The organism is Kitasatospora sp. NPDC056138 (assembly GCF_042264695.1).
Taxonomy (GTDB): Bacteria; Actinomycetota; Actinomycetes; order Streptomycetales; family Streptomycetaceae; genus Kitasatospora.
This window is the reverse complement of record NZ_JBHJVK010000005.1, coordinates 214,398-236,293: the sequence shown is the minus strand read 5'-3', so window position 1 is coordinate 236,293 and position 21,896 is coordinate 214,398. Positions and strand designations below refer to the sequence as shown.

18 protein-coding genes are annotated in these 21,896 nt (G+C 73.7%); 6 read left to right on the top strand and 12 right to left on the bottom strand.

From position 1 onward, the window contains the following. Positions 1-9: 9 nt before the first annotated feature. The 7 genes from murD to rsmH all read right to left on the bottom strand — a co-directional run bounded on the left by murD (position 10) and on the right by rsmH (position 9,495). Complete coding sequence (gene murD / locus ACFC1R_RS06055) at positions 10-1,440, bottom strand: UDP-N-acetylmuramoyl-L-alanine--D-glutamate ligase (protein WP_375933406.1); 1,431 nt, start codon at positions 1,438-1,440, stop codon at positions 10-12. Continuing rightward, positions 1,437-2,498, bottom strand: coding sequence for a phospho-N-acetylmuramoyl-pentapeptide-transferase (gene mraY / locus ACFC1R_RS06050; RefSeq protein WP_375933403.1), 1,062 nt, complete (start codon positions 2,496-2,498; stop codon positions 1,437-1,439). The genes murD and mraY overlap by 4 nt, the downstream gene beginning before the upstream one ends. Continuing rightward, positions 2,495-3,898, bottom strand: coding sequence for a UDP-N-acetylmuramoyl-tripeptide--D-alanyl-D-alanine ligase (gene murF / locus ACFC1R_RS06045; RefSeq protein ID WP_375933400.1), 1,404 nt, complete (start codon positions 3,896-3,898; stop codon positions 2,495-2,497). Before murF ends, mraY begins: the two co-directional genes overlap by 4 nt. Then, positions 3,895-5,493: a UDP-N-acetylmuramoyl-L-alanyl-D-glutamate--2,6-diaminopimelate ligase gene (locus tag ACFC1R_RS06040; protein WP_375933397.1), complete on the bottom strand. Its 1,599-nt coding sequence runs from the start codon at positions 5,491-5,493 to the stop codon at positions 3,895-3,897. Before ACFC1R_RS06040 ends, murF begins: the two co-directional genes overlap by 4 nt. Before the next feature lie 254 nt (positions 5,494-5,747). Next, positions 5,748-7,865, bottom strand: a complete 2,118-nt coding sequence (locus ACFC1R_RS06035) for a peptidoglycan D,D-transpeptidase FtsI family protein (protein ID WP_375933394.1) — start codon at positions 7,863-7,865, stop codon at positions 5,748-5,750. Beyond that, positions 7,862-8,428 (bottom strand): cell division protein FtsL, encoded by a 567-nt coding sequence (locus tag ACFC1R_RS06030; protein ID WP_375933390.1) that lies wholly within the window; start codon positions 8,426-8,428, stop codon positions 7,862-7,864. The genes ACFC1R_RS06035 and ACFC1R_RS06030 overlap by 4 nt, the downstream gene beginning before the upstream one ends. A 98-nt stretch (positions 8,429-8,526) precedes the next feature. Beyond that, entirely contained in the window at positions 8,527-9,495 is a 969-nt protein-coding gene (rsmH, locus tag ACFC1R_RS06025; RefSeq protein ID WP_375933387.1) for a 16S rRNA (cytosine(1402)-N(4))-methyltransferase RsmH, read from the bottom strand. A 495-nt stretch (positions 9,496-9,990) separates the two neighbouring features. On the opposite strand from rsmH, the gene ACFC1R_RS06020 reads away from it, so the two are divergent. The 4 genes from ACFC1R_RS06020 (at position 9,991) to ACFC1R_RS06005 (ending at position 15,646) form a co-directional block, all read left to right on the top strand. Then, on the top strand, positions 9,991-10,530 hold the full coding sequence (locus ACFC1R_RS06020) for a beta-class carbonic anhydrase (protein WP_375933384.1): 540 nt from the start codon (positions 9,991-9,993) through the stop codon (positions 10,528-10,530). 376 nt (positions 10,531-10,906) lie between these two features. Then, a complete protein-coding gene (locus ACFC1R_RS06015; protein ID WP_375933474.1) occupies positions 10,907-11,857 on the top strand; it encodes an AAA family ATPase in 951 nt (316 codons plus the stop codon). A gap of 1 nt (position 11,858) precedes the next feature. Further along, positions 11,859-13,250: a DUF58 domain-containing protein gene (locus ACFC1R_RS06010; protein ID WP_375933381.1), complete on the top strand. Its 1,392-nt coding sequence runs from the start codon at positions 11,859-11,861 to the stop codon at positions 13,248-13,250. Continuing rightward, a complete protein-coding gene (locus tag ACFC1R_RS06005; RefSeq protein ID WP_375933378.1) occupies positions 13,247-15,646 on the top strand; it encodes a transglutaminaseTgpA domain-containing protein in 2,400 nt (799 codons plus the stop codon). The genes ACFC1R_RS06010 and ACFC1R_RS06005 overlap by 4 nt, the downstream gene beginning before the upstream one ends. 243 nt (positions 15,647-15,889) lie before the next feature. Here the strand turns inward: ACFC1R_RS06005 and ACFC1R_RS06000 are convergent, their stop codons facing one another. From ACFC1R_RS06000 to ACFC1R_RS05990, 3 genes are all read right to left on the bottom strand, one after another. After that, positions 15,890-16,273, bottom strand: a complete 384-nt coding sequence (locus ACFC1R_RS06000) for a DUF3040 domain-containing protein (protein WP_375933375.1) — start codon at positions 16,271-16,273, stop codon at positions 15,890-15,892. Positions 16,274-16,576: 303 nt separating this feature from the next. Beyond that, positions 16,577-17,329, bottom strand: a complete 753-nt coding sequence (locus tag ACFC1R_RS05995) for a methyltransferase domain-containing protein (protein ID WP_375933372.1) — start codon at positions 17,327-17,329, stop codon at positions 16,577-16,579. Between the two features lie 129 nt (positions 17,330-17,458). Then, positions 17,459-18,115 carry an SAV_6107 family HEPN domain-containing protein gene (locus ACFC1R_RS05990; RefSeq protein ID WP_375933369.1) on the bottom strand — a complete coding sequence of 219 codons (657 nt, stop codon included), beginning with the start codon at positions 18,113-18,115 and terminating at the stop codon, positions 17,459-17,461. Positions 18,116-18,722: 607 nt separating this feature from the next. On the opposite strand from ACFC1R_RS05990, the gene ACFC1R_RS05985 reads away from it, so the two are divergent. Continuing rightward, the gene (locus tag ACFC1R_RS05985) at positions 18,723-19,355 is read left to right on the top strand and encodes a DUF4126 domain-containing protein (RefSeq protein ID WP_375933366.1); all 633 of its coding nucleotides are present in this window, start codon (positions 18,723-18,725) and stop codon (positions 19,353-19,355) included. Between the two features lie 73 nt (positions 19,356-19,428). Beyond that, on the top strand, positions 19,429-20,877 hold the full coding sequence (locus tag ACFC1R_RS05980) for a phytoene desaturase family protein (RefSeq protein WP_375933364.1): 1,449 nt from the start codon (positions 19,429-19,431) through the stop codon (positions 20,875-20,877). A 6-nt stretch (positions 20,878-20,883) separates the two neighbouring features. Here ACFC1R_RS05980 and ACFC1R_RS05975 read toward each other — a convergent pair whose 3' ends face one another. Together ACFC1R_RS05975 and ACFC1R_RS05970 are read right to left on the bottom strand one after the other, a co-directional pair. Further along, positions 20,884-21,324, bottom strand: coding sequence for an SRPBCC family protein (locus ACFC1R_RS05975; protein WP_375933361.1), 441 nt, complete (start codon positions 21,322-21,324; stop codon positions 20,884-20,886). Between the two features lie 93 nt (positions 21,325-21,417). Further along, positions 21,418-21,789, bottom strand: coding sequence for a tetratricopeptide repeat protein (locus ACFC1R_RS05970; protein WP_375933358.1), 372 nt, complete (start codon positions 21,787-21,789; stop codon positions 21,418-21,420). Positions 21,790-21,896 lie beyond the last annotated feature (107 nt).

Here is a 21,896-nt window from a genome sequence, read left to right as displayed (position 1 = left end):
TCGTTCGCCCTACTTCCTCAGATCCTGCACGGCCGCGGCGAACAGGTCGCCGCGCTCGCCGTAGTTGGTGAACATGTCCATCGAGGCGCAGGCCGGAGCCAGCAGGACGGTGTCACCCGGACGGGCGAGTTTGGCGGCCTCGCGGACCACCTCGGTCATCGCCACCGCGCCAGTCTGGCCCGTGGCCGCTTCGATCACCGGGACATCCGGCGCGTGTCGCGCCAGCGCCTCGCGGATCAGCTCGCGGTCGGCGCCGATCAGCACCGCCGCACGCAGCCGTTCGGCCGCGCCCTGCACCAGCTCGTCGAAGGTCGCGCCCTTGGCCAGACCGCCGGCGATCCAGACGACCGGCCGGTAGGCGGCCAGCGAGGCCGCCGCCGCATGGGTGTTGGTCGCCTTGGAGTCGTCGATGTAGGTGACCTCGTCCACGACCGCCACCTCGGCGATCCGGTGGGCGTCCGGACGGAAGGCCTGCAGGCCGTCCCTGACGGCCTTGACGTCCACCCCGTAGGCCCGCGCCAGGGCGGCCGCCGCGAGGGCGTTGGCGATGTTGTGCGGGGCCGGCGGGTGGACGTCCGCGATCGAGCCGATCTCGGCGGCGTTCTTCTGGCGGTCGGGGACGAAGGCCCGGTCCACCAGCAGGCCGTCCACCACGCCGAACTGCGAGAGTCCGGGCGAGCCCAGGCCGAAGCCGACGGCCCGGCAGCCCTCCTCGACATCGGCCTCGCGCACCAGCGCCTCGGTGGCGGGGTCGGCCAGGTTGTAGACGCAGGCGACCTGGTTGCCCTGGTAGATCCGGCCCTTGTCGGCGGCGTACGCCTCCATCGAGCCGTGCCAGTCCAGGTGGTCGGGCGCCAGGTTGAGGACGGCCGCCGAGTGCGGCCGCAGCGAGGGCGCCCAGTGCAGCTGGTAGCTGGACAGCTCGACGGCCAGCACGTCGTACTGCTCCTCGGCGAGCACCGCGTCCAGCACCGAGACGCCGACGTTGCCGACGGCGGCGGTGCGCTTCCCGGCCGCGGTCAGGATCGAGGCGAGCATCTGGACGGTGGTGGTCTTGCCGTTGGTACCGGTGACGGCCAGCCAGGGGGCCGGCTCGCCGGTGGACGGCAGCGGCCGGCGCAGGCGCCAGGCCAGCTCGACGTCGCCCCAGATCTCGACGCCCGCCTCGGCGGCGGCCAGGAACAGCGGGCTGCTGGGCGGCCAGCCGGGCGAGGTGACGATCAGCCGGGTGTCCGCCGGCAGGCTGTCGCCGTCGCCGAGCCGGACCTGGATGCCCAGCCGGCCGAGCTCGGCGGCGCGGGCGCGCAGGCCCTCGCCGTCGCCGCCGTCGACGACCGTGACCTCGGCGCCGAGGCCGCGCAGCACCCGGGCCGCGCTGATCCCGGAGACGCCCAGACCGGCGACGGTGACGGGCAGCCCGTCCCAGACGATCGCGGTCATCCGGTCACCCAGCCCGCGTAGAAGAGGCCGAGGCCGACGGCGACGCAGAGGCCCTGGATGATCCAGAAGCGGACCACGATCAGCACCTCGCTCCAGCCCTTGAGCTCGAAGTGGTGCTGCAGCGGTGCCATCTTGAAGACGCGCTTGCCGGTCATCCGGAACGAGCCGACCTGGATGACCACCGACAGGGTGATGATCACGAAGAGGCCGCCGAGCAGCGCCAGCAGCATCTCGGTGCGGGAGCAGATCGCCAGACCGGCCAGCGCGCCACCGAGGGCCAGCGAGCCGGTGTCACCCATGAAGATCTTGGCGGGCGAGGTGTTCCACCACAGGAAGCCGAAGCAGGAGCCCATCAGACCGGCGGCCACCACGGCGAGGTCCAGCGGGTCGCGGACGTCGTAGCAGTTGGCGGTGGCGGTGATCATCGAGGCACAGCTCTGGCCGTACTGCCAGACGCCGATGAAGGTGTAGGCGCCGAAGACCATCACCGAGGCGCCGGTGGCCAGGCCGTCCAGACCGTCGGTCAGGTTCACGCCGTTGGACATCGCGGCGATCATGAAATAGGCCCAGATGACGAACAGCACCGGGCCGACCGACCAGCTGAAGTCCTTGACGAAGGACAGGTGGGTCGAGGCCGGGGTCAGCCCGCGCGCGTCGTGGAACTGCAGCGCCAGGATCGCGAAGGCGAGGCCCACGAACGACTGGCCGAGCAGCTTCGCCTTGGCCCGCAGACCGAGCGAACGGCGCTTGACCACCTTGATGTAGTCGTCCAGGAAGCCGACCAGGCCCAGGCCCGTGGTCAGGAACAGCACCAGCAGACCGGAGGCCGTCAGCTTCTCGCCCGTTATCACCTTGGTGGCGAAGTAGGCGATCAGCGTCGCCAGGATGAAGGCGATACCACCCATGGTGGGCGTACCGCGCTTGCTGTGGTGGGCCTTGGGGCCGTCGTCACGGATGTACTGCCCGTAGCCGTGCCGGGCCAGCAGCTTGATCAGCGCCGGGGTTCCGAGCAGGGACAGGACCAGCCCGATCATTCCCGAGAAGAGGATCTGCTTCACTGGGCAGCACCGTCCGCGAGCAGTGCCTCGGCGACCGTTTCCAGCCCCACCGAACGGGAAGCCTTCACCAGCACCACGTCCCCTGGCTGCAGTTGAGCCCGCAGCAGCTCGATCGCCGCGTCCGCGTCGGACACCAGCACCGACTCCTCACCCCACGAACCTTCGTTCCTCGCGCCGAGTTCCATGCAGGCCGCGTCGCGTCCACCGACCGCCACCAGCTTGGTGACGTCCAGTCGGACCGCGAGCCGCCCGATGGCGTCGTGCTCGTCGAGGCTGTCCTCGCCGAGCTCCCGCATCTCACCGAGCACCGCCCAGGTGCGGCGGCGCTCCGGGCCCCGGCCCCCGATCGACACCAGAGCCCGCAGCGCGGCCCTCATGGACTCGGGGTTCGCGTTGTAGGCGTCGTTGACGACGGTGACTCCATCGGCCCGGTCGACGACCTCCATGCGCCAGCGGGACAGCGCACCCGCCTCGCCCAGGGCGGCGGCGGTGTCGTCGACGGACATGCCGAGCGCCACCGCCACCGCAGCGGCGGCGAGGGCGTTCGAGACGTGGTGCTCACCGTACAGGCGCAGCTGTACGGTTGCGGAACCGGCCGGGGTGATCAACGTGAACGATGGCCGCCCGGTGGCGTCCAGACGAACATTCACCGCCCTGACGTCGGCCTCCGGGTGCTCGCCGAAGAGCAGCACCCGGGCCTTGGTGCGGTCGACCATCGGCCGCACCAGCGGGTCGTCGGCGTTCAGCACCGCGACCCCCTCGGTGGTGAGCGCCTCCACCAACTCGCCCTTGGCCTCGGCGATCGCAGCCCTGGAGCCGAACTCGCCCAGGTGCGCGGTGCCGATGTTGAGCACCACGCCGATCCGCGGCGGGACGATCCGGGTCAGGTAGTCGATGTGGCCCTTGCCGCGGGCGCCCATCTCCAGCACCAGGTGCCGGGTGGACTCCTCGACCCGCAGCGCGGTCAGCGGCATGCCGATCTCGTTGTTGAACGAGCCGGGCGGGAAGACGGTCGTGCCCCGGCGCTGGAGCACCTGGGCGATCAGGTCCTTGGTGCTGGTCTTTCCGGCCGAGCCGGTGATCGCCACCACCTCGGTGTCGCTCGCCCGGTCCATCACGGCGCGGGCCAGGCGGCCGAGGGCCACCACCACGTCGTCCACCAGCACGGCGGGGACGCCGACCCGGCGGGTCGCCAGCACCGCGACGGCGCCGTCCGCGACGGCCTTCTCGGCGAAGTCGTGGCCGTCCACGTGCTCGCCGAGAACGGCCGCGAACAGGCCGCCGGGGCGCAGCCGGCGGGAGTCCACCTCGACCGGACCGGTCACCAGGGCCTGCGGGTCTGCGGCGTCCAGGGTGCCGCCGACGGCGGTGGCGACCTCTGCCAGGGTCAGTGCGATCACTGCTGCTCCACTCCACGGCCGTCCCGGGGCCCTGCGGGGTCCTCGGCGGCCTGGCTGTGTTCGGCGTGGCTGTGCGCGATGGCCTCGCGCAGCACCTCGCGGTCGTCGAAGGGACGGATCTCGTCCCGTACGTACTGGCCCAGTTCGTGGCCCTTGCCGGCCACCAGGACGGTGTCCCCGGCGTGGGCGCGGGCGACGGCGTCGGCAATGGCCTCGGCCCGGTCGGGGACGACCAGCACCTCGCCGCGCTCGGCCTCGGGCACACCGGCGGCACCGGTCAGCATGGTGGCGAGGATCGCCAGCGGGTCCTCGGAACGCGGGTTGTCGCTGGTGAGGACGGCCGTGTCGGCGATCCGGGCGGCGATGGCGCCCATCGGACCGCGCTTGTGCGGGTCACGGTCGCCGCCGCAGCCGATCACCACGTGCAGCCTGCCCTTGGTGATCTCGCGCAGCGAGTTCAGGACCGCCTCCAGGGCATCCGGCTTGTGCGCGTAGTCGACCACCGCGACGTAGGGCTGGCCGGCGTCCACCCGCTCCAGCCGGCCGGGCACGCCCGCGATCGAGGCCACCCCGGCGACGGCCGCCTCCAGCGGCACCCCGGCGGTGACCAGGGCGGTGATCGCGCCGAGCGCGTTGGCGACGTTGAAGGGCCCCGGCAGCGGCACCGAGGCCTCGGCGGTGGCACCGTCCGGGCCGAGCACCCGGAAGGTCGAGCCGACCGGGCCGAGCTGGACGTCCACGGCGCGCCAGTCGGCGTCCGGGTCGCCCTTGGCGGAGAAGGTGGTGACCGGGATCGGCGCTTCGCCGGCCAGTCGGCGGCCGTACGCGTCGTCCAGGTTGGCCACACCGCGCCGGGCCTTCTCCGGCTGGAAGAGCCGGGCCTTGGCCCGGTAGTAGTCCTCCATGTCCGGATGGAAGTCCAGGTGCTCGGGCGTCAGGTTGTTGAACAGGGCGACGTCGTAGACGACCCCGTCCACCCGGCCGTAGACCAGGGCGTGGCTGGAGACCTCCATGACCACCGCGTCGGCACCGCGTTCGCGCATCACGGCGAGGATCGCGTGCAGGTCCGTGGCCTCGGGGGTGGTGCGCTCGCTCTTGATCCGCTCGTCGCCGACCCGCATCTCCACGGTGCCGATCACCCCGGGCACCAGGTCGGCGCCGCGCAGGCCGCCCTCGACCAGGTACGAGGTGGTGGTCTTGCCGTTGGTTCCGGTCAGGCCGATGGTCAGCAGTTGCTCGCTGGGGCGGCCGTAGACCGCGGCGGCCAGCAGGCCCATCGCGGCCCGCGGGCTCTCCACGACGAGCAGCGGCACGCCTGCACCGGCGGCCAGTTCGGCCCCGGCCTGGTCGGTCAGCACGGCGACGGCTCCGGCGGCCACCGCCTGGGCGGCGAAGGCCGCACCGTGGTGGTTGGCGCCCGGGAAGGCCACGTACACGTCACCCGGGCGAACCGCCCGGGAGTCGTGGGTGATGCCGGTGACCTGCGCGCCCTCGACGGGCTCCAGGCCCAGCAGGTGGGCGACCTCGGCGAGCGGAGTCACCGCCGGGCTGGTCGGGCGGGGCGGGGTCGCGTTGGTTTGATCGGGTTTCGGCACGGCGGGAAGGCTATCTGCCGATGGGCCCCCAGGGCCAAACCGAGCCTCTTCGCCGCGGCCCCGGCCGCCCTCGGACGCGTCGGGCCGGCCCCGGTGCCCGCCGCTGTCCGGCTCCCCCGCCCCCGGTCCGCCGCCGGTCGCGGCGGCGGACGGCGGCGCCGCGGCGGCGGCCCGCCTCTCGGGGCGCCGAGCAGCGCCGGCACCCGGCGCGGCCTGCGGAGTCGAGTCGGTGGCGCGGTCGGGGCGGTGGCTCATCAGGGCTTCCAGTCGACGGGCAGGTTGGGCGCCTCGCTTCCGCTGGGCGCGACGTTCAGGGTCTTCAGAGTGAACTCCATCACCTGCTTGAACACCGGCCCGCAGAGCTGACCGCCGAAGTGGCCGTTGACCGGGTCCTGGATGACGCAGGAGACCGTCACCCGGGGCGCCTCGGCGGGGGCGAAGCCGATGAACGAGGCGGTGTAGCCGGAGTACTTGCCGGTCTTGGGGTCCACCCGGTTGGCAGTGCCGGTCTTCCCGGCCACCCGGTAGCCGGGGATCTGGGCCGCGCCGCCGGTCCCCTGCTCGTCGGAGACGACCGACTCCAGCATCCCGGTGAGGGTCTTGGCGGTCTCCGGCTTGACCACCCGGGTCTGCTCCCCGGCCGGGGCCGGGGTGTACCGGCCGTCCGGCCCGGTGGTCCCGGCCAGCAGGCTCGGGGTCACCCGCACGCCGCCGTTGGCGATGGTGGAGAAGACGGAGGTGGCCTGCAGCGCGTTGACCGACAGCCCCTGGCCGAACGGGATGGTGTACTGCTGCGAGCCGCTCCAGGTGTCCGGCTTGGCCAGGATGCCCTTGGTCTCACCGGGGAATCCGAGCCCGCTGGACTGGCCGATGCCGAAGCGGTGCAGGTAGTCGCCGAGGATCTGGTTGGACTCCGGCTGGGTCTTGCCCAGGTGCTCGGCGGCCTCGATGGTGCCGATGTTGGAGGACTTGGCCAGCACCCCGGCCAGCGTCAGGTACCAGGTCGGGTGGTCGATGTCGTCGTGGAAGACCCGGTCGGAGCGCTGCAGCGTGTTGGGCACGGTGACGTGGGTGTCCCACTGGGCCGAGCCGGTGTCCAGCACGGCGGCCATGGTCATCAGCTTGGCGGTGGAGCCCGGCTCGTACGCGTCCTGGACGGCCGCGTTGCCGAGCTGTTCCGCCTTGGCGGCGCGCAGGTTGTTGGGGTCGAAGCCGGGCGAGCCGGCCATGGCCAGGACCTGACCGGTCTTCACGTCCTGGACGATCACGTAACCCTTCTCGGCCCCGGCGTTGGCCACCTGGTCGGTGATGGCCCGCTGGGCCGCCCACTGGATGTCCCGGTTGACGGTCAGCCGCAGGTCGAGTCCCTGCACCGGGAGCTGCTGGCTGCCGCCGGCGGAGGTGGGGACCACTCGGCCGGCCCCGGACGCGTAGGTGACCCGGCCGTCCTTGCCGGCCAGCTCCTTCTGGTACTGGAGCTCCAGGCCGCCGGTGCCGACCCCGTCGGAGTTGACGAAGCCGACCAGGTTGGCGGCGAGGCCGCCGGCCGGGTAGACCCGCCGCTTGCTCTCGGTGAAGCCGAGGCCCACCAGCGGGTTGACGCAGGCGTTGTCCAGGTACTGGCGTCCGCCCTGTTCGGCGGGCTTGCCGAGGAGTGCCTTCTGCGCCCTGCACTCCTTGGTGTCGGTCTGCTTGGTGAGCGAGGTCCGCAGGTCGGTGATCTGCTTCTTGACGTCGGGGCCCTGCCGGGGCGCGAGCATCACCCACTTGGTCTTCGGCGTGTGCAGGGCCGTGGCCAGCTGCTCCTTGCTTCGCCCGAGAATGGGGGCCAGCAGAGCGGCGGCCTGCTCGGGGGCGTCCGGGATCTTCGTCTTGTCGGCGGGGTAGAAGGTCGGGTCGGCGATGACGTCGTACGCGTCCACCGTGGTCGCCAGGGCGACGCCGTCCGAGGACGTTATCGAGCCGCGCTCGGCGGAGAGCTTCGCGTCGTAGTACTGGTTGGCGCCCGCCGCGACCGCCAGCGTGTCCGAGTCGAGCAGCTGGAGCTGGACCAGTCGGCCCGCGAAGACCGAGAAGACCAGGGCCAGCGCGACGGTGACCAGCCGCAGGCGGCGGCGCGGGTCGCCGAGCCTGACCGTCCGCGGCTGGGGGCGGCCGGCCGGCGGGCGCGGGCGCCGCTCCGGCGGGCGGCGTGCGTCGGAGGTGCGCTGACGCGGGGCGCGCGGGCGCTCGCCCGGGCTGCGCGCCGGGGTACGGGCCGCACCACGCGCCGGGTTGCGGCCCGGTTCGCCGGCGGGCTTGGGACGGGCCCCGCCGGGGCGCTGCGGCCTGCGCTCACCGGAGCCGCGCGGAGGCTGACGGGGTGTACTCATCGCGGCGAACCTCCGGCCGGGGCTGACGGGGTGGCGGGCGGCGCCGGGTCGATCTGCACCGTGCCGTCCCCGCCGGGGCTGGGCGACGGCGCGGCCGACGCGGTGGCAGGAGCCGAGGCGGAGCCGGACGGCCCGGCCGGGGCACTCGGCTGGGCGGACCGGTTCTGCTGCTGCCACAGCTCGGTGCCGGAACGCTTCACCGGCGGGCTGTCCTGCGCCTGGCCCGGCTTGCCCAGCACCTTGCCGTCGTCCTGCAGGAAGGCCGGATCACCACCTGGCACCATGCCGAGCTCGCGGGCCTTGTGCTCCAGCGCGTCCGGGGCCGAGGCCCGGTCGATCTGCTGCTGCAGGGTCTGCTGCTGGTCGGTCTGCTCGGTGGTCTGCTTCTGCAGCCGGGACAGCTCGAAGGAGCCCTCGTTCAACGCGGTGTTCAGCATCAGCAGCCCGAGCAGCCCGCCCGAGAGCAGCACCACCACCAGCACCGCGAACGGTGTGCGCCCCCGGGTCGACCGCCGCCCCGGCCGCACCGTGATCCGTGCCCTGCCCCCCTGACCTGGCAGCATCCTGCCTCCCCGAACCCGCCCTCCCTGCCCGCCAAGGAGGGGCCCTCCGCCGGCCACCGGCACTGCGCTTCTCCCTCGCCGCTCTCCCCCCGGCCGGATCAGGCCCGAGTCTCCCTGATCCTCTCCGCCACGCGCAGTCGTACGGGCGCGGCGCGCCGGTTCTCCTCGATCTCCTGCTCCGTGGCCAGCTCGGCACCCCGGGTGTGCAGTTTCAGCCAGGGCTGGAGCTCCTCCGGGACGAACGGCAGACCGGGCGGGGCGGTGCTGGTGGCACCGGCCGCGAAGTACTGCTTGACCAGGCGGTCCTCCAACGACTGGTACGACATCACCACGATCCGGCCACCCACCGCGAGCGAGTCGAGCGCACCGGGGATGGCCCGGTCCAGGACCTCCAGCTCGCCGTTGACCTCGATCCGCAGCGCCTGGAAGGTGCGCTTGGCCGGGTTGCCTCCGGTCCGCCGGGTGGCGGCCGGAATGGCGTTGCGCACCAACTCCACCAGACGCGCGCTGTTGGTGAAAGGTTCCTTCTCCCGCTCCCGCAGGATCACCGAGGCGATCTTCCCGGCGAACCGCTCCTCACCGTAGACCTTGAGGATCCGGGCGAGGTTGCCGTGGCTGTAGGTGTTCAGCACCTCGGCGGCACTCAGCCCCCGGGTCTGGTCCATCCGCATGTCGAGCGGCGCGTCCTGCGCGTACGCGAATCCGCGCTCGGCCTCGTCCAGCTGCATCGAGGAGACGCCGAGGTCGAAGAGGATGCCCTGCACCTCGGGGATGCCCAGCTCGTCGAGCACCCGGGGGATCTCGTCGTACACGGCGTGCACCAGGGTGGCCCGGTCGCCGAAGCGGGCCAGCCGTTCGCCGGAGAGCCTGAGGGCGGCCGGGTCGCGGTCCACCGCCACCAGCCTGACCTCGGGGAACTGGGTGAGCAGCGCCTCGCTGTGTCCGCCGAGGCCGAGCGTGGCGTCCACCACCACGGCGCCGGGTGCGGAGATCGCTGGAGCCAGCGCGTCCACACAGCGCTGGAGCATCACCGGGACGTGCTTGGGTGCCGAGTTCTCGCTGCTCATCCCACCATTCTGAACCACCCGGCGGGCCGGACACGCACGCCGCCTCCGGTCCCCGCCCGCTCGCCCGGGGAAGGAGTGCCGCCCGGCACCGGGGAAGGTGCGCCAGGAGGCACGGAGCGGGTGGAGGCCGGAGGCGGCGTACGGGGAGCACCGACCGGCCGGAAAGGCACGGCTGACGGTGGATGACACCGGTGCTTCACTGCGCCGCAACTCTATCGCGCCGAAGTGGTCAGTCAATCGTCCGCGACGGCGCACCACCCGGGCGGAGGTATCGCCTCTTCGCAGGTCGGAGGCGGGACGACGGTCGGCCGCCGGCGATCGACGGGCACCGGGGCGAGGTGCGCACCGCGCTCGGCGCGCGCCGTACAGAACGGGACACAAGGGGACAAGTCGCCGGAGGCGATTTCCGCGCGCCGCTATGCGCTCCATCACACCGCCGAAGAAGCCGCACGCCTCCCCCACCACGGAGCGCGAAATCCTATTACCGTCGTCGGCATGACAGTGACCCCTGACCGGCCCACGCCGGCCGCTGCTGCCGACCTCACCCCGACGATCACCGATCGCTTCGTCGAGGCCAACCGGGCCTACGCCGTCGGCTACCGCGACGGCGGCATGGACGCCCGCCCCGTCCAGAAGGTCACCGTCGTGGCCTGCATGGACGCCCGGCTCGACCTGTTCGCCGCGCTCGGCCTGGAACTCGGCGACGCGCACGTGATCCGCAACGCCGGCGGCGTCGTCACCGACGACACCATCCGCTCGCTCACCATCAGCCAGCGCGCCCTCGGCACCCGCTCGATCGTCCTGATCCACCACACCGGCTGCGGTCTGCTCGGACTCACCGAGGACTTCCGCCGCGAACTGGAGCTGGAGGTCGGCCAGCGCCCGCAGTGGGCCGTCGAGTCCTTCGTGGACCTGGACGGCGACGTCCGCCAGTCGATGCAGCGGGTGCGGACCTCCCCGTTCCTGCTGCACACCGACGACGTCCGGGGCTTCGTCTTCGACGTCCACACCGGACTGCTGCGCGAGATCCGCTGACCGTACGGTGCCGCCCCCGGGTCCGACGGCGTCGGCCGGGGGCGGCACCGTACGTCCCGCGGGACGAACCGGGACAGTCCCGGCGTCTCGTCCTCCCGGGTGACTTTCGGCAGTCCGGCAGGGAAGAATGCGCCTGCAGGCTGACCCCGCACCACCTGGGGCTGCCTGACCGCGCCACCGGCCCTCACCGGTCCTCGGACTGGTCCTCCAGCACCTCAGGTCCTCTCCGGAACCGAAACGGCGGCAGGCCGCGTAATCGGGGTGGGGGCCGGGCCCGGGACGAGGTCCGGCCGGACTGGGCCATGGGAGTTTACGGGTGACGACCTTCAACGGACAGACCGCCACCGTCGGGGCGGGGGCCCCGCGACCGGCCGGACTGCACGAGCTGAGTGCGGTGGTGGAGCGGGTCCGTGCCTCGGTCGAGAGCGTCATCGAGGGCAAGCCGGAGGCCGTCCGGATCGCGCTGACCGTGCTGCTGGCCGAGGGCCACCTGCTGCTGGAGGACGTCCCCGGCGTCGGCAAGACCATGCTCGCCAAGACCCTCGCCCGCTCACTCGACTGCTCGGTGCGCCGGATCCAGTTCACCCCGGACCTGCTGCCCTCCGACGTGACCGGCACCAGCATCTTCGACCAGCAGCGGATGGACTTCGAGTTCCGTCCCGGCGCCATCTTCGCCCAGATCGTGGTCGGCGACGAGATCAACCGGGCCTCGCCGAAGACCCAGTCCGCGCTGCTGGAGTCGATGGAGGAACGCCAGGTCACCATCGACGGGACCAGCTACGAACTGCCCTCCCCGTTCATGGTGATCGCCACCCAGAACCCGGTGGAGATGGAGGGCACCTACACCCTGCCCGAGGCCCAGCGCGACCGCTTCATGGCCCGGATCTCGATCGGCTACCCCAGCCCCGAGGCCGAGTTCGCCATGCTCGACCACCACGCCGGCGCCAACCCGCTGGACGACCTCCAGCCGGTGGCGCACGCCGACGACATCCTCAAGCTGATCGACCGGGTCCGCACGGTCCACCTCGCCGACCCGGTCCGCCGCTACGCCGTCGACCTGGTCGCCGCCACCCGCACCCACCCGGAGCTGCGCCTCGGCGCCTCCCCGCGGGCCACGCTGCACCTCGTCCGGGCCGCCCGCGCGGCCGCCGCCCTGGACGGCCGCGAGTACGTGCTGCCGGACGACATCCAGTCCCTCGCCGTCCCCGTGCTCGCCCACCGCCTGCTGCCCACCGCCGAGACCCAGCTGGGCCGCCGCACCGTCGAGCAGATCGTCCTCGACCTGGTGGCCAGGCTGCCGATCCCCCGTCCGCAGGGGCGCGGCTGAGGTGGCGAAGGCCGACAAGCCGTCAGGTCTGCGCACCGGTCTGCAGGGCCTGACCACCAGGGGCCGCTCCTTCCTGGCCGCGGGGATCACCGCCGTCGTGTGCGCGTACGTCTTCGGGCAGGACACCCTGCTCCAGGTCGGCGTGCTGCTGGCCGCACTGCCGCTGTGCGCCGCCACCCTGCTGCTGCGCACCCGCTACCGGGTCGCCGGGGGACGGCGGCTCACCCCGCACCGCACCCCGGCCGGCCAGGAGGCCCGGGTGCACCTGCGCCTGGACAACGTCTCCCGGGTCCCCACCGGCCTGCTGCTGCTGGAGGACCAGGTCCCGTACGTGCTCGGACCGCGCCCGCGCTTCGTCCTGGACCGGGTCGAGCCGCGCGGCTTCAGGGAGGTCTCCTACCGGGTCCGCTCGGACCTCCGCGGGCGCTACCCGCTCGGGCCGCTCCAGCTGCGGGTCGCCGACCCGTTCGGGATGTGCGAGCTGACCAGGTCGTTCGCCGCCTGTGACACCCTCACCGTAGTACCGCAGGTGCAGCCGCTGACTTCGCTGCGGCTGACCGGCGAGTGGGCCGGCCGCGGCGAGCGCAACACCCGCACCCTCGCACTGGCCGGGGACGACGACGTCATCCCGCGCGCCTACCGGCAGGGCGACGACCTGCGCCGGGTGCACTGGAAGTCCACCGCCCGGTACGGCGAACTGATGGTCCGCCGGGAGGAGCAACCGCTCAAGGCCCGCGCCACCGTCCTGCTGGACACCCGGGAACTCGCGCACCGCGGGACCGGCCCCGCCTCCTCCTTCGAATGGGCCGTCGGCTGCGCCGCCTCGGTCGGCGTCCACCTGATGGAACTCGGCTACCAGACCCGGCTGCTCACCGACACCGGCTGGTCCGTCCCCGGCACCGGGAACGGCGCTGCGACGGTCGGCGAGTCGGCCGGGCTGCTGCTGGACACGCTGGCCGTGATCGAGCAGTCCGACGGCAGCGGCTTCCAGCGCGCCGAGGAGGTTCTGCGGGCCGGCGGCGAGGGCCTGCTGGTGGCCGTCCTCGGCGAACTCGACGAGGACCAGCTCGCCCGGCTCGGCAGGCTGCGCCGCCGGGCCGGGGCCGGAATAGCCTTCCTGCTCTCCACCGCCACCTGGGCCGGGCTGCGCCCGGTGCTGCCCGACGCTCCCGACGACCAGGCCACCCGACGGATCGACCTGCTCCGCGACGCCGGCTGGATCGTCCTGCCCGCCGGATCGAACGACTCGGTGCCCGACCTCTGGCGCCTGGCCGACCGCTCCGCCCAGGGCCCCTCGCGCCGCCGGGCCGACCACGGCCCCGACGCCCCCAAGACCCCCCAGCCCGGCCGGGCCCCGCAGTGGGGCCCCTACCGAGACGAGGCCGGTTCGTGACCACCCGGGCCAAGTTGACGCTCTACTCGGCGCTGGCCACCGCGCTGACCACGCTGTGCCTGACCCCCCTGGTCAAGCAGAACACCTGGTACCTCGCCGCCTTCGTCCAGATCGTCGCGGTGGCGGCGGTCGGCGCCGGGCTGCGCCGCCTCGCCCTGTCCCGGGCGCTGGTGGTGCCGCTCCAGTTGCTGGCCGTGCTGTACCTGCTGATGTTCCTCACCGTCGCGCCCTCGATGACCGCCGGTGTCCTGCCGGGACCCCAGGCGATCGACGCGCTCGGCACCCTGGTGGCCGACGGCGTCTCGACGATCCGCCACTACACGATTCCGGCGCCCGCCTCGGACGGGCTCAGGCTGATCCTGATCGGCTCGGTCACGCTGATCGCCGTCCTGGTGGACGCCCTCGCGGTGACCTTGCGGCGGGCCGCGGCGGCGGGCCTGCCGCTGCTCGCGCTGTACTCGGTGGGCACCGGCCTGAACAGTGCCGGGCGCAGCTGGCTCTGGTTCCTGGTCGCCGCCGCGGGCTACCTGCTGCTGCTGTTCGCCGAGGGGCAGGACCGGCTGTCCCGCTGGGGCCGGGTCTTCCGCGGCACCGGCCGGGGCGGCGACGGCACCGGCACGCTCTCCCACAACGGCCACCAGGTCGGGCTGCTCGCCCTGGTGTGCGCGCTGATCCTCCCGGTCTTCGTCCCGCACGGCGATCTCGGCCTGATCGGCAACGGTTCGGGAGCGGGCGCGGGCACCGGCACCGCCGGGCGGATCACCTCGCTCAACCCGGTGGTGGCGCTGACCGCCAACCTCAACCGGCCGGACAACGTGGAGATGTTCAGCTACACCACGGACGCCAGCAACGCGAGCCAGATGTACCTGCGGATCAACGCGCTGGACAGCTTCGACGGCGTCGAGTGGAAGTACTCCGACCAGCCGCTCCAGCCGCTCCAGGCGCCCCTCCCGGTACCGGAGGGCCTCGGCCGGGGGGTACCGACCACCCCGGTCCGCACCGACTTCACGATCTCCGACAGCCTCAGCACCGACACCCTGCCGATGCCGTACCCGGCCGACACGGTCACCGTGCCGGGCCGCTGGCGGTACGAGGCCGACGCCCGTACCGTGGTCGCCGACAACGGCCAGCAGAGCAACGGCCTGAAGTACCGGGTCGACAGCCTGGACGTCGAACCGAGCCCGGCGCAGCTGCGCACGGCCGGGCCGGCGCCCGCCGACTTCGCGCGGAGGTACCTCACGCTCCCGCAGAGCCTTCCGCCGGTGGTCGCCGAGACCGCCCGCAGCGTCACCGCGGGAAAGAGCAACGCCTACGACCGGGCGGTGGCCCTGCAGACCTGGTTCAACTCGCCGGAGTTCCACTACAGCCTCCGGGTCGCCCCCGCCACCGGCAATGACGCCATCGTCCGGTTCCTGCAGGACAAGACCGGTTTCTGCGTGCACTTCGCGGCCACCATGGCCGCCATGGCCCGCTCCCTCGGCATCCCCGCCCGGGTCGCGATCGGGTTCGCTCCCGGCAGCAGCCAGGGCAACGGCCGCTACGTGGTGCACAGCCAGGACTACCACGCCTGGCCCGAGCTGTACTTCGCCGGTTCCGGCTGGCTCCGCTTCGAGCCGACCCCGAGCCGCGGCAACGCCCCGTCCTACTCCCAGGAGCAGGCCGCACCCGCGCCCAGCGCCACCGCCGACCGGCCCAGCGCCGCGCCGTCCGCGAGCGCCTCGGCGGCGCCCAGCGCGAGCAGCGCCTGCAGCGCGCAGCAGCGCCGGGCCGGGGACTGCGCGGACCGGAACGAGCCCGTGGTCCGCGCCGCCGAGCCGACCCCGTGGTGGCTCGGCTGGCAGGCACTGGTCTCCCTCGCAGTCCTCCTGCTGGTCCTGGCCCTGCTGGCCACACCGATGCTCTGGCGGGCCCGACAGCGCCGCCGACGCCTCGGCGCCGGACGGCACCTGCCCGGCGGCCCGTCCACCGAGCTGACCGACCAGCAGGTGCTGGCCGCCTGGGAAGAGCTGATCGACACCGCCTGGGACCTCGGCATACCGCCCGACGAGACCCGCACCCCGCGCCGCGCGGTCCAGCGGATCGCCGAGAGCGGGCGCCTGGACGAGAGCGCCACCGCCGCCGCCGGCCGCGTCGCGCTGGCCACCGAGCAGGTGCTCTACGCACCCGCGACGCGGCCGCAGCCCGCCCTCGGGGCGGATGTGCGGGCCGCCTCGGCGGGCCTGCGGGCCGCCGCCGGGCGGCGCGGCCGGGCCCGGGCGGTCCTGCTGCCGCCCTCCTCGGCACGGCTGCGGTGGCGGTTCCAGGACCGGGCCGCCGCCGGCCGCGAGGCCCTCCACCGGCTCGTCTCCCGGCTCACCGGACCGGTACGCGCCCGGCTGACCCGCCGCAGGCGGTAGCTCCCGACGGATCCAGGGCGGGGCGGCGGGCCCCGCCCGATCGACCGGCTGTCCGGGCAGCCTCCGCCACGGTGGCGGGGGCGGTCGCGCACAGCGGCCGGGCCGGGCTCCGCGCTCCCGTCCGTGCCTGGTCGGCCGACCGGCCGCGCAACGGGTCCGGACAGGGCAACGGGTGAGGGCGGGCAGTCGATCGACTGCCCGCCCTCACCCGTCTGTCACCTGTCCGTCCAGAACACCGACCGGCTACATGCCGTTGTGCTCATCCCTGCGGCGCTGCCAGCGTTGCTCCATCCGGTCCATCACACCGGCCTTCCGACGTGGGGCTGGGGCCGTCTTGGGACCTGCCCCGTGCCCAGCCGGACTGCGCCTCCACCCGGTAACGGCGAGGACCGCGCAGACCAGCATCACCAGGAACCCGACAACGCCCACCCAGATGTGCTGAGCGACCATGCCCCCCATGAGGAGGCCGACACCCACGACGAACCCTGCGGCGGCCAGGTAGACCTTCCGACGGGTGTAGGTGCGCAGCCCGGTTCCCTCGAGCGCTGACGCGAACTTGGGATCTTCTGCGTACAGCGCTCGCTCCATCTGCTCGAGCAGTCGCTGCTCGTGCTCCGAGAGCGGCACGGAGTCCTCCTACTCGTCGGTCGCGGGGCGACCGGTCCACCACCCCTGGCTCGGCCCTGTGTGGTCCATATGCCCCATGGTTCTGGCTGTCATGCTTTCCGGCTTTACCCAGATCATACGGTCCGGGAGCCGGGTTCGGGGCGGTCAGGCGCACGTGGCTCCGGCCACGTGCCCGTGTGCTTCCCGTACGGTGCCCAACGCCGCAGCGCCGGGACAAGTGCCCGGAAGAGCGGAATCTTTCGGAACGGCGAGCGGACGGCGGGCGGACTGTGACCGGACGGAGAGCGGACTGTGAGCGAACGGTCAGGCGAGCGAGGCGAGCAGGTGCAGCTGGGTGGCCACGGCGTGGAAGGCCGGCTCCCCCGCGGCGGCCTGCTCCAGCTTGAGCAGCGCCTCCATCGCACCGGGTTCGGTGTCCACCAGGACGCCGGGGACGAGGTCGGCGAAGACCCGCACACCGTGCACCGAGTCCACCCGCAGGCCGGCCTCGCGGGCCAGGCGGTCGAGCTCCTCGACGCTGAACCGGCGGGGCATCGGGTCCTGCTCGCCCCAACGGCCGTCGGAGGCGTCCAGCACGGCACGGGCCTCGGCGAAGTGGCCGCCGAGGGCGCGGGCCAGCACGGCACCGTTGCGGTTGGCGGCGAGCAGGCTGACCAGGCCGCCCTTGTGCAGGGTCGCGGTGAGGTTGCCGAGCGCCTCGGCCGGGTCGTCCACCATCTCCAGGACACCGTGGCAGAGCACCGCGTCCACGCTGCCCGGGTTGACCACCTCGGGCAGGGTCTGGGTGTCGCCCTGCACCGCGCGGACCAGGTCGGTGACGCCCGCCTCGGCGGCCCGGCGCTCCAGTGCGAAGAGCGCGTCCGGGCTCGGGTCGACGACGGTCACCCGGTGGCCGAGCCGGGCCACCGGCACGGCGAAGTTACCGGTGCCGCCACCCGTGTCGAGCACGTCCAGCACCGGCTGGTCCAGCTCGGCGGCCCGGCGTTCGAGGGCCGTCTTCACCACCTCCCACACCACGGCGGTACGCAGGGCGCTGCGGGGACGCGTCGGGTACAAGGCTGAAGCTCCTCGTCGCGGGGGTTGCTGATGCCCCCACCTTAGTGCGCCCGGGCCCTCCGCAGCCCCGCCCCGCCCCGGCCGCACGACGCGCCGGGCCCGCGCCCCGCAGGCGGCCCGACCGCCGGGCTACCCGCCGTCCTGTGGCGCGGCGGCGCGGCGGTCGGGAGGCAGCGGCCGGGTCTGCGGGTCGGGGTGCAGCCCCAGCAGCCGCTGGACGATGCGGTGGTAGAGCGCGGTGTTGCGGATCAGGTCGTCCGCCTCGCGCGCGGTGGCCGCCCCCCGGATGCCCGCCTCGGCGGCGGCCCGGCGGCGGGCGCCGGCCGCGAAGTAGACGGCCCACTCCGCGAGTTCGGAAGCCACCTCCGGCAGGACGTCCCAGGCGCTGCGGATGGCCCGGCGGCGGCGCGGGTTCCGCTCCGGCCGCCCCCGGACGGCGAGCACGGCCGCGGTGGTCCGCAGCGCGGCCAGGTGCGCGGCCGCGTACCGCTCCAGCGGATCCTCGTACTGACGTGCCCGGACGAGTGTCAGATCGGCCTGGCGGAGCAGGTCCAGCGCGGCGGGCGGGGCGGCGGCCCGGCGCAGCACGGGGTGGACGTCGGCGCCCCGGCCGCGCGGTGCCGGACCCTGCGGCGGCGGGGCCTGCGGCGGTGGGGCCTGCGGTGACGGACTCTGCGGCGGCGGGGCTGATGGCAGCGGGGCCGGCGGCAGCTGGCTCTGGGGAGCCGGGACACGGGAATCGGCGGACGGGCGGCGGGTGACGGTCTCAGGGTGGCTGATGGTCATGGAGTCCCCCGGTCCAAAGCGGGTGACGCGGGTCGGACGACCCGTGCGACTCCATCCTGGACGGCACCACTGACAATCCGTTCCCGGGAGGCCCTCCGGCGCCCCGGGCGGCGCACGGCGAGGGCGGTTCCGCCCGGCCGCCCCGACTCCCCCGTCGGCCTGCCGTGCGGAACCGCCCTGCTCGTCGACCGGGAGTGCGGACGCCAACGGCCCGACACGTCCCGGTGCTCCCCCCGTCGGCCGTCCGTCCCCCCGACCCCGCTCCGCCGCCCCGTACCGGCGGTGCGCAGTCGTCGTCCGGCCTGCTTGCGCGGCCCGCAGCAGTGGCCATCGATCCCCCACGGTCGATGGACGCGAAACCGCCACCGGGGCGGACGTCCTGCTGACAGGCCGTCGTCCCGGTGCCACAACTCTGCCGGTTTCCGCAGGTCGGGGGACATCCGCTGGGCTACTCAAGTCGAGAACTGAGTATCCGTACTCAGATCACGCCGACCGCTCGGCCCGCTGGAACCGGCCGGCTCCCGGCGGCGTCCCAAGGACCCGGGCAGTCCGTCCGGGTACGGTGTGGCCCGACCGTTCGACGTGGTTTCCGAGGGGGAGCGCGAAAGTGGGCATTGTCCCGTTGATTTTCACCAGCGGCTGGGCGAGCGGGATCAACGCCTACGCCGTGGTGATGCTGCTCGGCCTGTTCGGGCGGTTCGGCGGAGCGGACTCGGTGCCGCCGGTGCTGGAGCGCACCGACGTGCTGATCGCCGCGACCGTGCTCTTCCTCTGCGAGGCGGTCGCCGACAAGATCCCGTACGTGGACACGGTCTGGGACGCGATCCACACGGTGATCCGCCCGATCGCCGGTGCGACCGTCGGCGCACTGCTGGCCAGTGCGCACCCGGGTTCGCTCGGCGAGGTCGCGGCCGGGGCGATGGGCGGTACGACCGCGTTGGTCAGCCACGGCATCAAGGCCTCCCTGCGGATGGCGGTCAACACCTCGCCGGAGCCCGCCAGCAACATCGTCATCAGCCTGGCCGAGGACCTCTCGGTGGCCGGCCTGGTCACCCTGGCGATCTTCCACCCGTGGTTCGCCGCGTCCGTGGCCGCGACCCTGCTGGTGATCGGCGCGGTACTGGTCTGGTTCGCGGTCTCCCGGATCCGCCGCTTCCGCCAGCGCCGCCGCGAGCGCAAGGCGCAGCGGGCCGCCGCCCGGCAGCCCCAGCCGGTCGGCCCGGGACCGTACCCGTCCTGAGGCCGTACACCCGCGCACCTGCCCCGACGCCCCGTACCCGGGCGACAGGACGGGGGACCTAGGATCAGGTCCCATGGCACGGATCGTCATCATCGGGGCAGGAATCAGCGGACTGGCCGCCGCGGCTCGGCTGGCCACCCTCGGACACCGGGTGACGGTCTGTGAGGCGAGCGGTGCGTACGGGGGCATGCTCGGCCGCTACGAGCGGGACGGCTTCGCCTTCGACACCGGGCCCGGACTGCTCACCCTGCCCGCCGTCTACCGCGACCTGGCGCTGAAGTCCGGCCGCGAGCCGCTGGAGCAGCTGGTCGAGCTGGCGCCGCTGGAGCCGGAGAGCCGGCACCTGTTCCCCGACGGTACTGACCTGGTGCTGCCCAACGCCTCGCGCGGCGGGGTCGCCCAGGCCCTGGACGCGGCCTTCGGCCCGGGTTCGGGCGAGCGCTGGGGCGAAGTGATGAACCGGGCCCGCGCGGTCTGGGAGGCCACCCGGCGCCCGCTGCTCGAGGAGCCGCTGCCGGCCGACCCCCGTCCGCTGCACACCGACCCGTACCCCGCGCCGCCGCGCCGCGGACTGGCCCGTCTGACCCGTCGCACCAGCACGCTCGCCGACCTCGCCGAACGCGAACTCGGCGGCCACCCCGGGCTGACCGCGCTGCTGTACGAGTACGCCCTGCGCTTCGGCCTCCGCCCCGACGACGCCCCGGCCGGAGCCAGCGTGCTGCCGTACATGGAGCAGTCCTTCGGGGTCTGGTACGTGACCGGCGGCAACCGGGCGCTGGCCGAGGCGGTGTACCGGCGGTGCGAGCAGCGGGGGGTGGAGTTCCACTTCGACACCCCGGTCACGCGGGTGCTGCTGGCGGACGGGCGGGCCTGCGGGGTCGCCGCCGGGGAACGCCGCTTCGAGGCGGACCTGGTGCTCTCGGCGGTCGACGCCCGCACCCTGGCCCGGCGGGGGATCGTGCCGGGCCTCGACCCGGCGCCCGGCCGGGCCGAGCCCACCGGCCGGCTCACCGTACTGCTGGCCCTGCGGGGCGCACGCCCGGCCGGGACGGCGTACCGCACGGTGGTGCACGCCCGGGACACGGAGCGCGAACTGGACCAGGTCTTCGAACACCCCGACCTGCCCCGGTACCCCACGGTGCAGGTGCACCGGCCCGACGACCCGACACTGCGCCCGGACGACGGCCACGAGGCCGTCACGTTGACCGTGACCGTGCCCGACCCCGACGAAGTCGCCGAACTCGCACCGGACTTCGAGGCGTACGCCGACCATCTGCTGGACCACCTCGCCGACGCCGGGATCGACCTGCGCGAGCGCGTGCTGTGGCGCGAGATCCTGCCGCCGACCGCCGCACTGGCCCATCCGTCGCTGGCGGGCGCCGGCGGGCGGTTCCTCAACCCGCCGAACGACTCCGGCATCCCAGGTCTGCAGCTGATCGGCGCCACCGTCCACCCCGGCGGGGGCCTGGCCCGCGCCGGGATGTCCGCCTCGATCGCGGCCGCCGGGATCGGCCCGGCCTGACCGGCGTCAGGGGTGGGACGGCGGCTGTTCGGCGGCGCGCTTGAGGCCCGCCGCCTCGACGGCCGGGTAGCGGCGGGTCAGCGGCCCGTACACCACGCCGACCACCGGGGCCGCCGGGCCGAACCGGCCGAGCGTCAGCGTGACACCGGCGCTTCCTCCCGGCCTCGGCTCGATCCGGTGCCGGGCGACGGTCAGCACGCCCGGGGCGACGCTCTGCCAGGCGAGACAGCGGTCGGGCTCGTACACCGTCACCCGCCGGACGGCGGGACGGAGCCCGGACTGCCGGATCCGCACCGTGCTGCCCACCCCGAACCGGCCCTCCTCCAGGCGGCGGACCTCCGCGACGGAGGCCGTCCAGGAGGGCCACCGTTCGACCGCCGCCAGCACCTGCCGGACCCGCTCGGGCGGCGCCGCGATCTCGACCGTGACGGCGTGGGACACAGGCACCCCCGCAGAAGGCTGACGATGCGTCAACTCGCCCAGCCCACGGCCCTGCTGCCCGGCCGGCCAGCGGGCAGCAGAGGCGCGGGACCCGGCCGGCTACCGCTCCCGGGAGCCGTCCACCAGGTCGGCGGCGGTCAGCGAGAGGACCACCGGCTCGGCGGTCTCACCGCCCATCGCGCGGGCCAGCTTCCGGAACCGGGCCGCCCCGGCGGCGTCACCCCGGCGCTCCAGCGTCCGGCCCAGCACCTCGTACGCCCAGTCGTTGCCGGGGTCGAGCTCCACCAGGCGCCGGAAGACCTGCTCGGCGCGGCCGAGCTGGGCGCTGTGGAAGTACGAGCGGCCCAGCAGCTCGACGGCGGAGCGGTTGGCCGGATCCTGCTCGACGATCGGCGCCAGGATCTCGGCCGCCCCGATGTAGTCCTTCGACTCGAAGAACAGCCCTGCTCGCTGGTACTCCTCGTAGCTCATGGGAACGGCTCCTTCCTCGGCGGACCGGCTCGGCCCGTGCGGACGGCCGCTTCAACCACCGCCGCGGTCCGGGTGTTCCCGGCTCCTGCCGCGTCCGCCGGATGCGG

Bases quoted from the DNA above. Each gene is read 5' to 3' on its own strand.
- murD (WP_375933406.1), bottom strand. From the start codon at position 1,440: ATGACCGCGATCGTCTGGGACGGGCTGCCCGTCACCGTCGCCGGTCTG.
- ACFC1R_RS06035 (WP_375933394.1), bottom strand. From the start codon at position 7,865: ATGAGTACACCCCGTCAGCCTCCGCGCGGCTCCGGTGAGCGCAGGCCG.
- ACFC1R_RS06030 (WP_375933390.1), bottom strand. From the start codon at position 8,428: ATGCTGCCAGGTCAGGGGGGCAGGGCACGGATCACGGTGCGGCCGGGG.
- rsmH (WP_375933387.1), bottom strand. From the start codon at position 9,495: ATGAGCAGCGAGAACTCGGCACCCAAGCACGTCCCGGTGATGCTCCAG.
- ACFC1R_RS06020 (WP_375933384.1), top strand. From the start codon at position 9,991: ATGACAGTGACCCCTGACCGGCCCACGCCGGCCGCTGCTGCCGACCTC.
- ACFC1R_RS05990 (WP_375933369.1), bottom strand. From the start codon at position 18,115: ATGACCATCAGCCACCCTGAGACCGTCACCCGCCGCCCGTCCGCCGAT.
- ACFC1R_RS05980 (WP_375933364.1), top strand. From the start codon at position 19,429: ATGGCACGGATCGTCATCATCGGGGCAGGAATCAGCGGACTGGCCGCC.
- ACFC1R_RS05970 (WP_375933358.1), bottom strand. From the start codon at position 21,789: ATGAGCTACGAGGAGTACCAGCGAGCAGGGCTGTTCTTCGAGTCGAAG.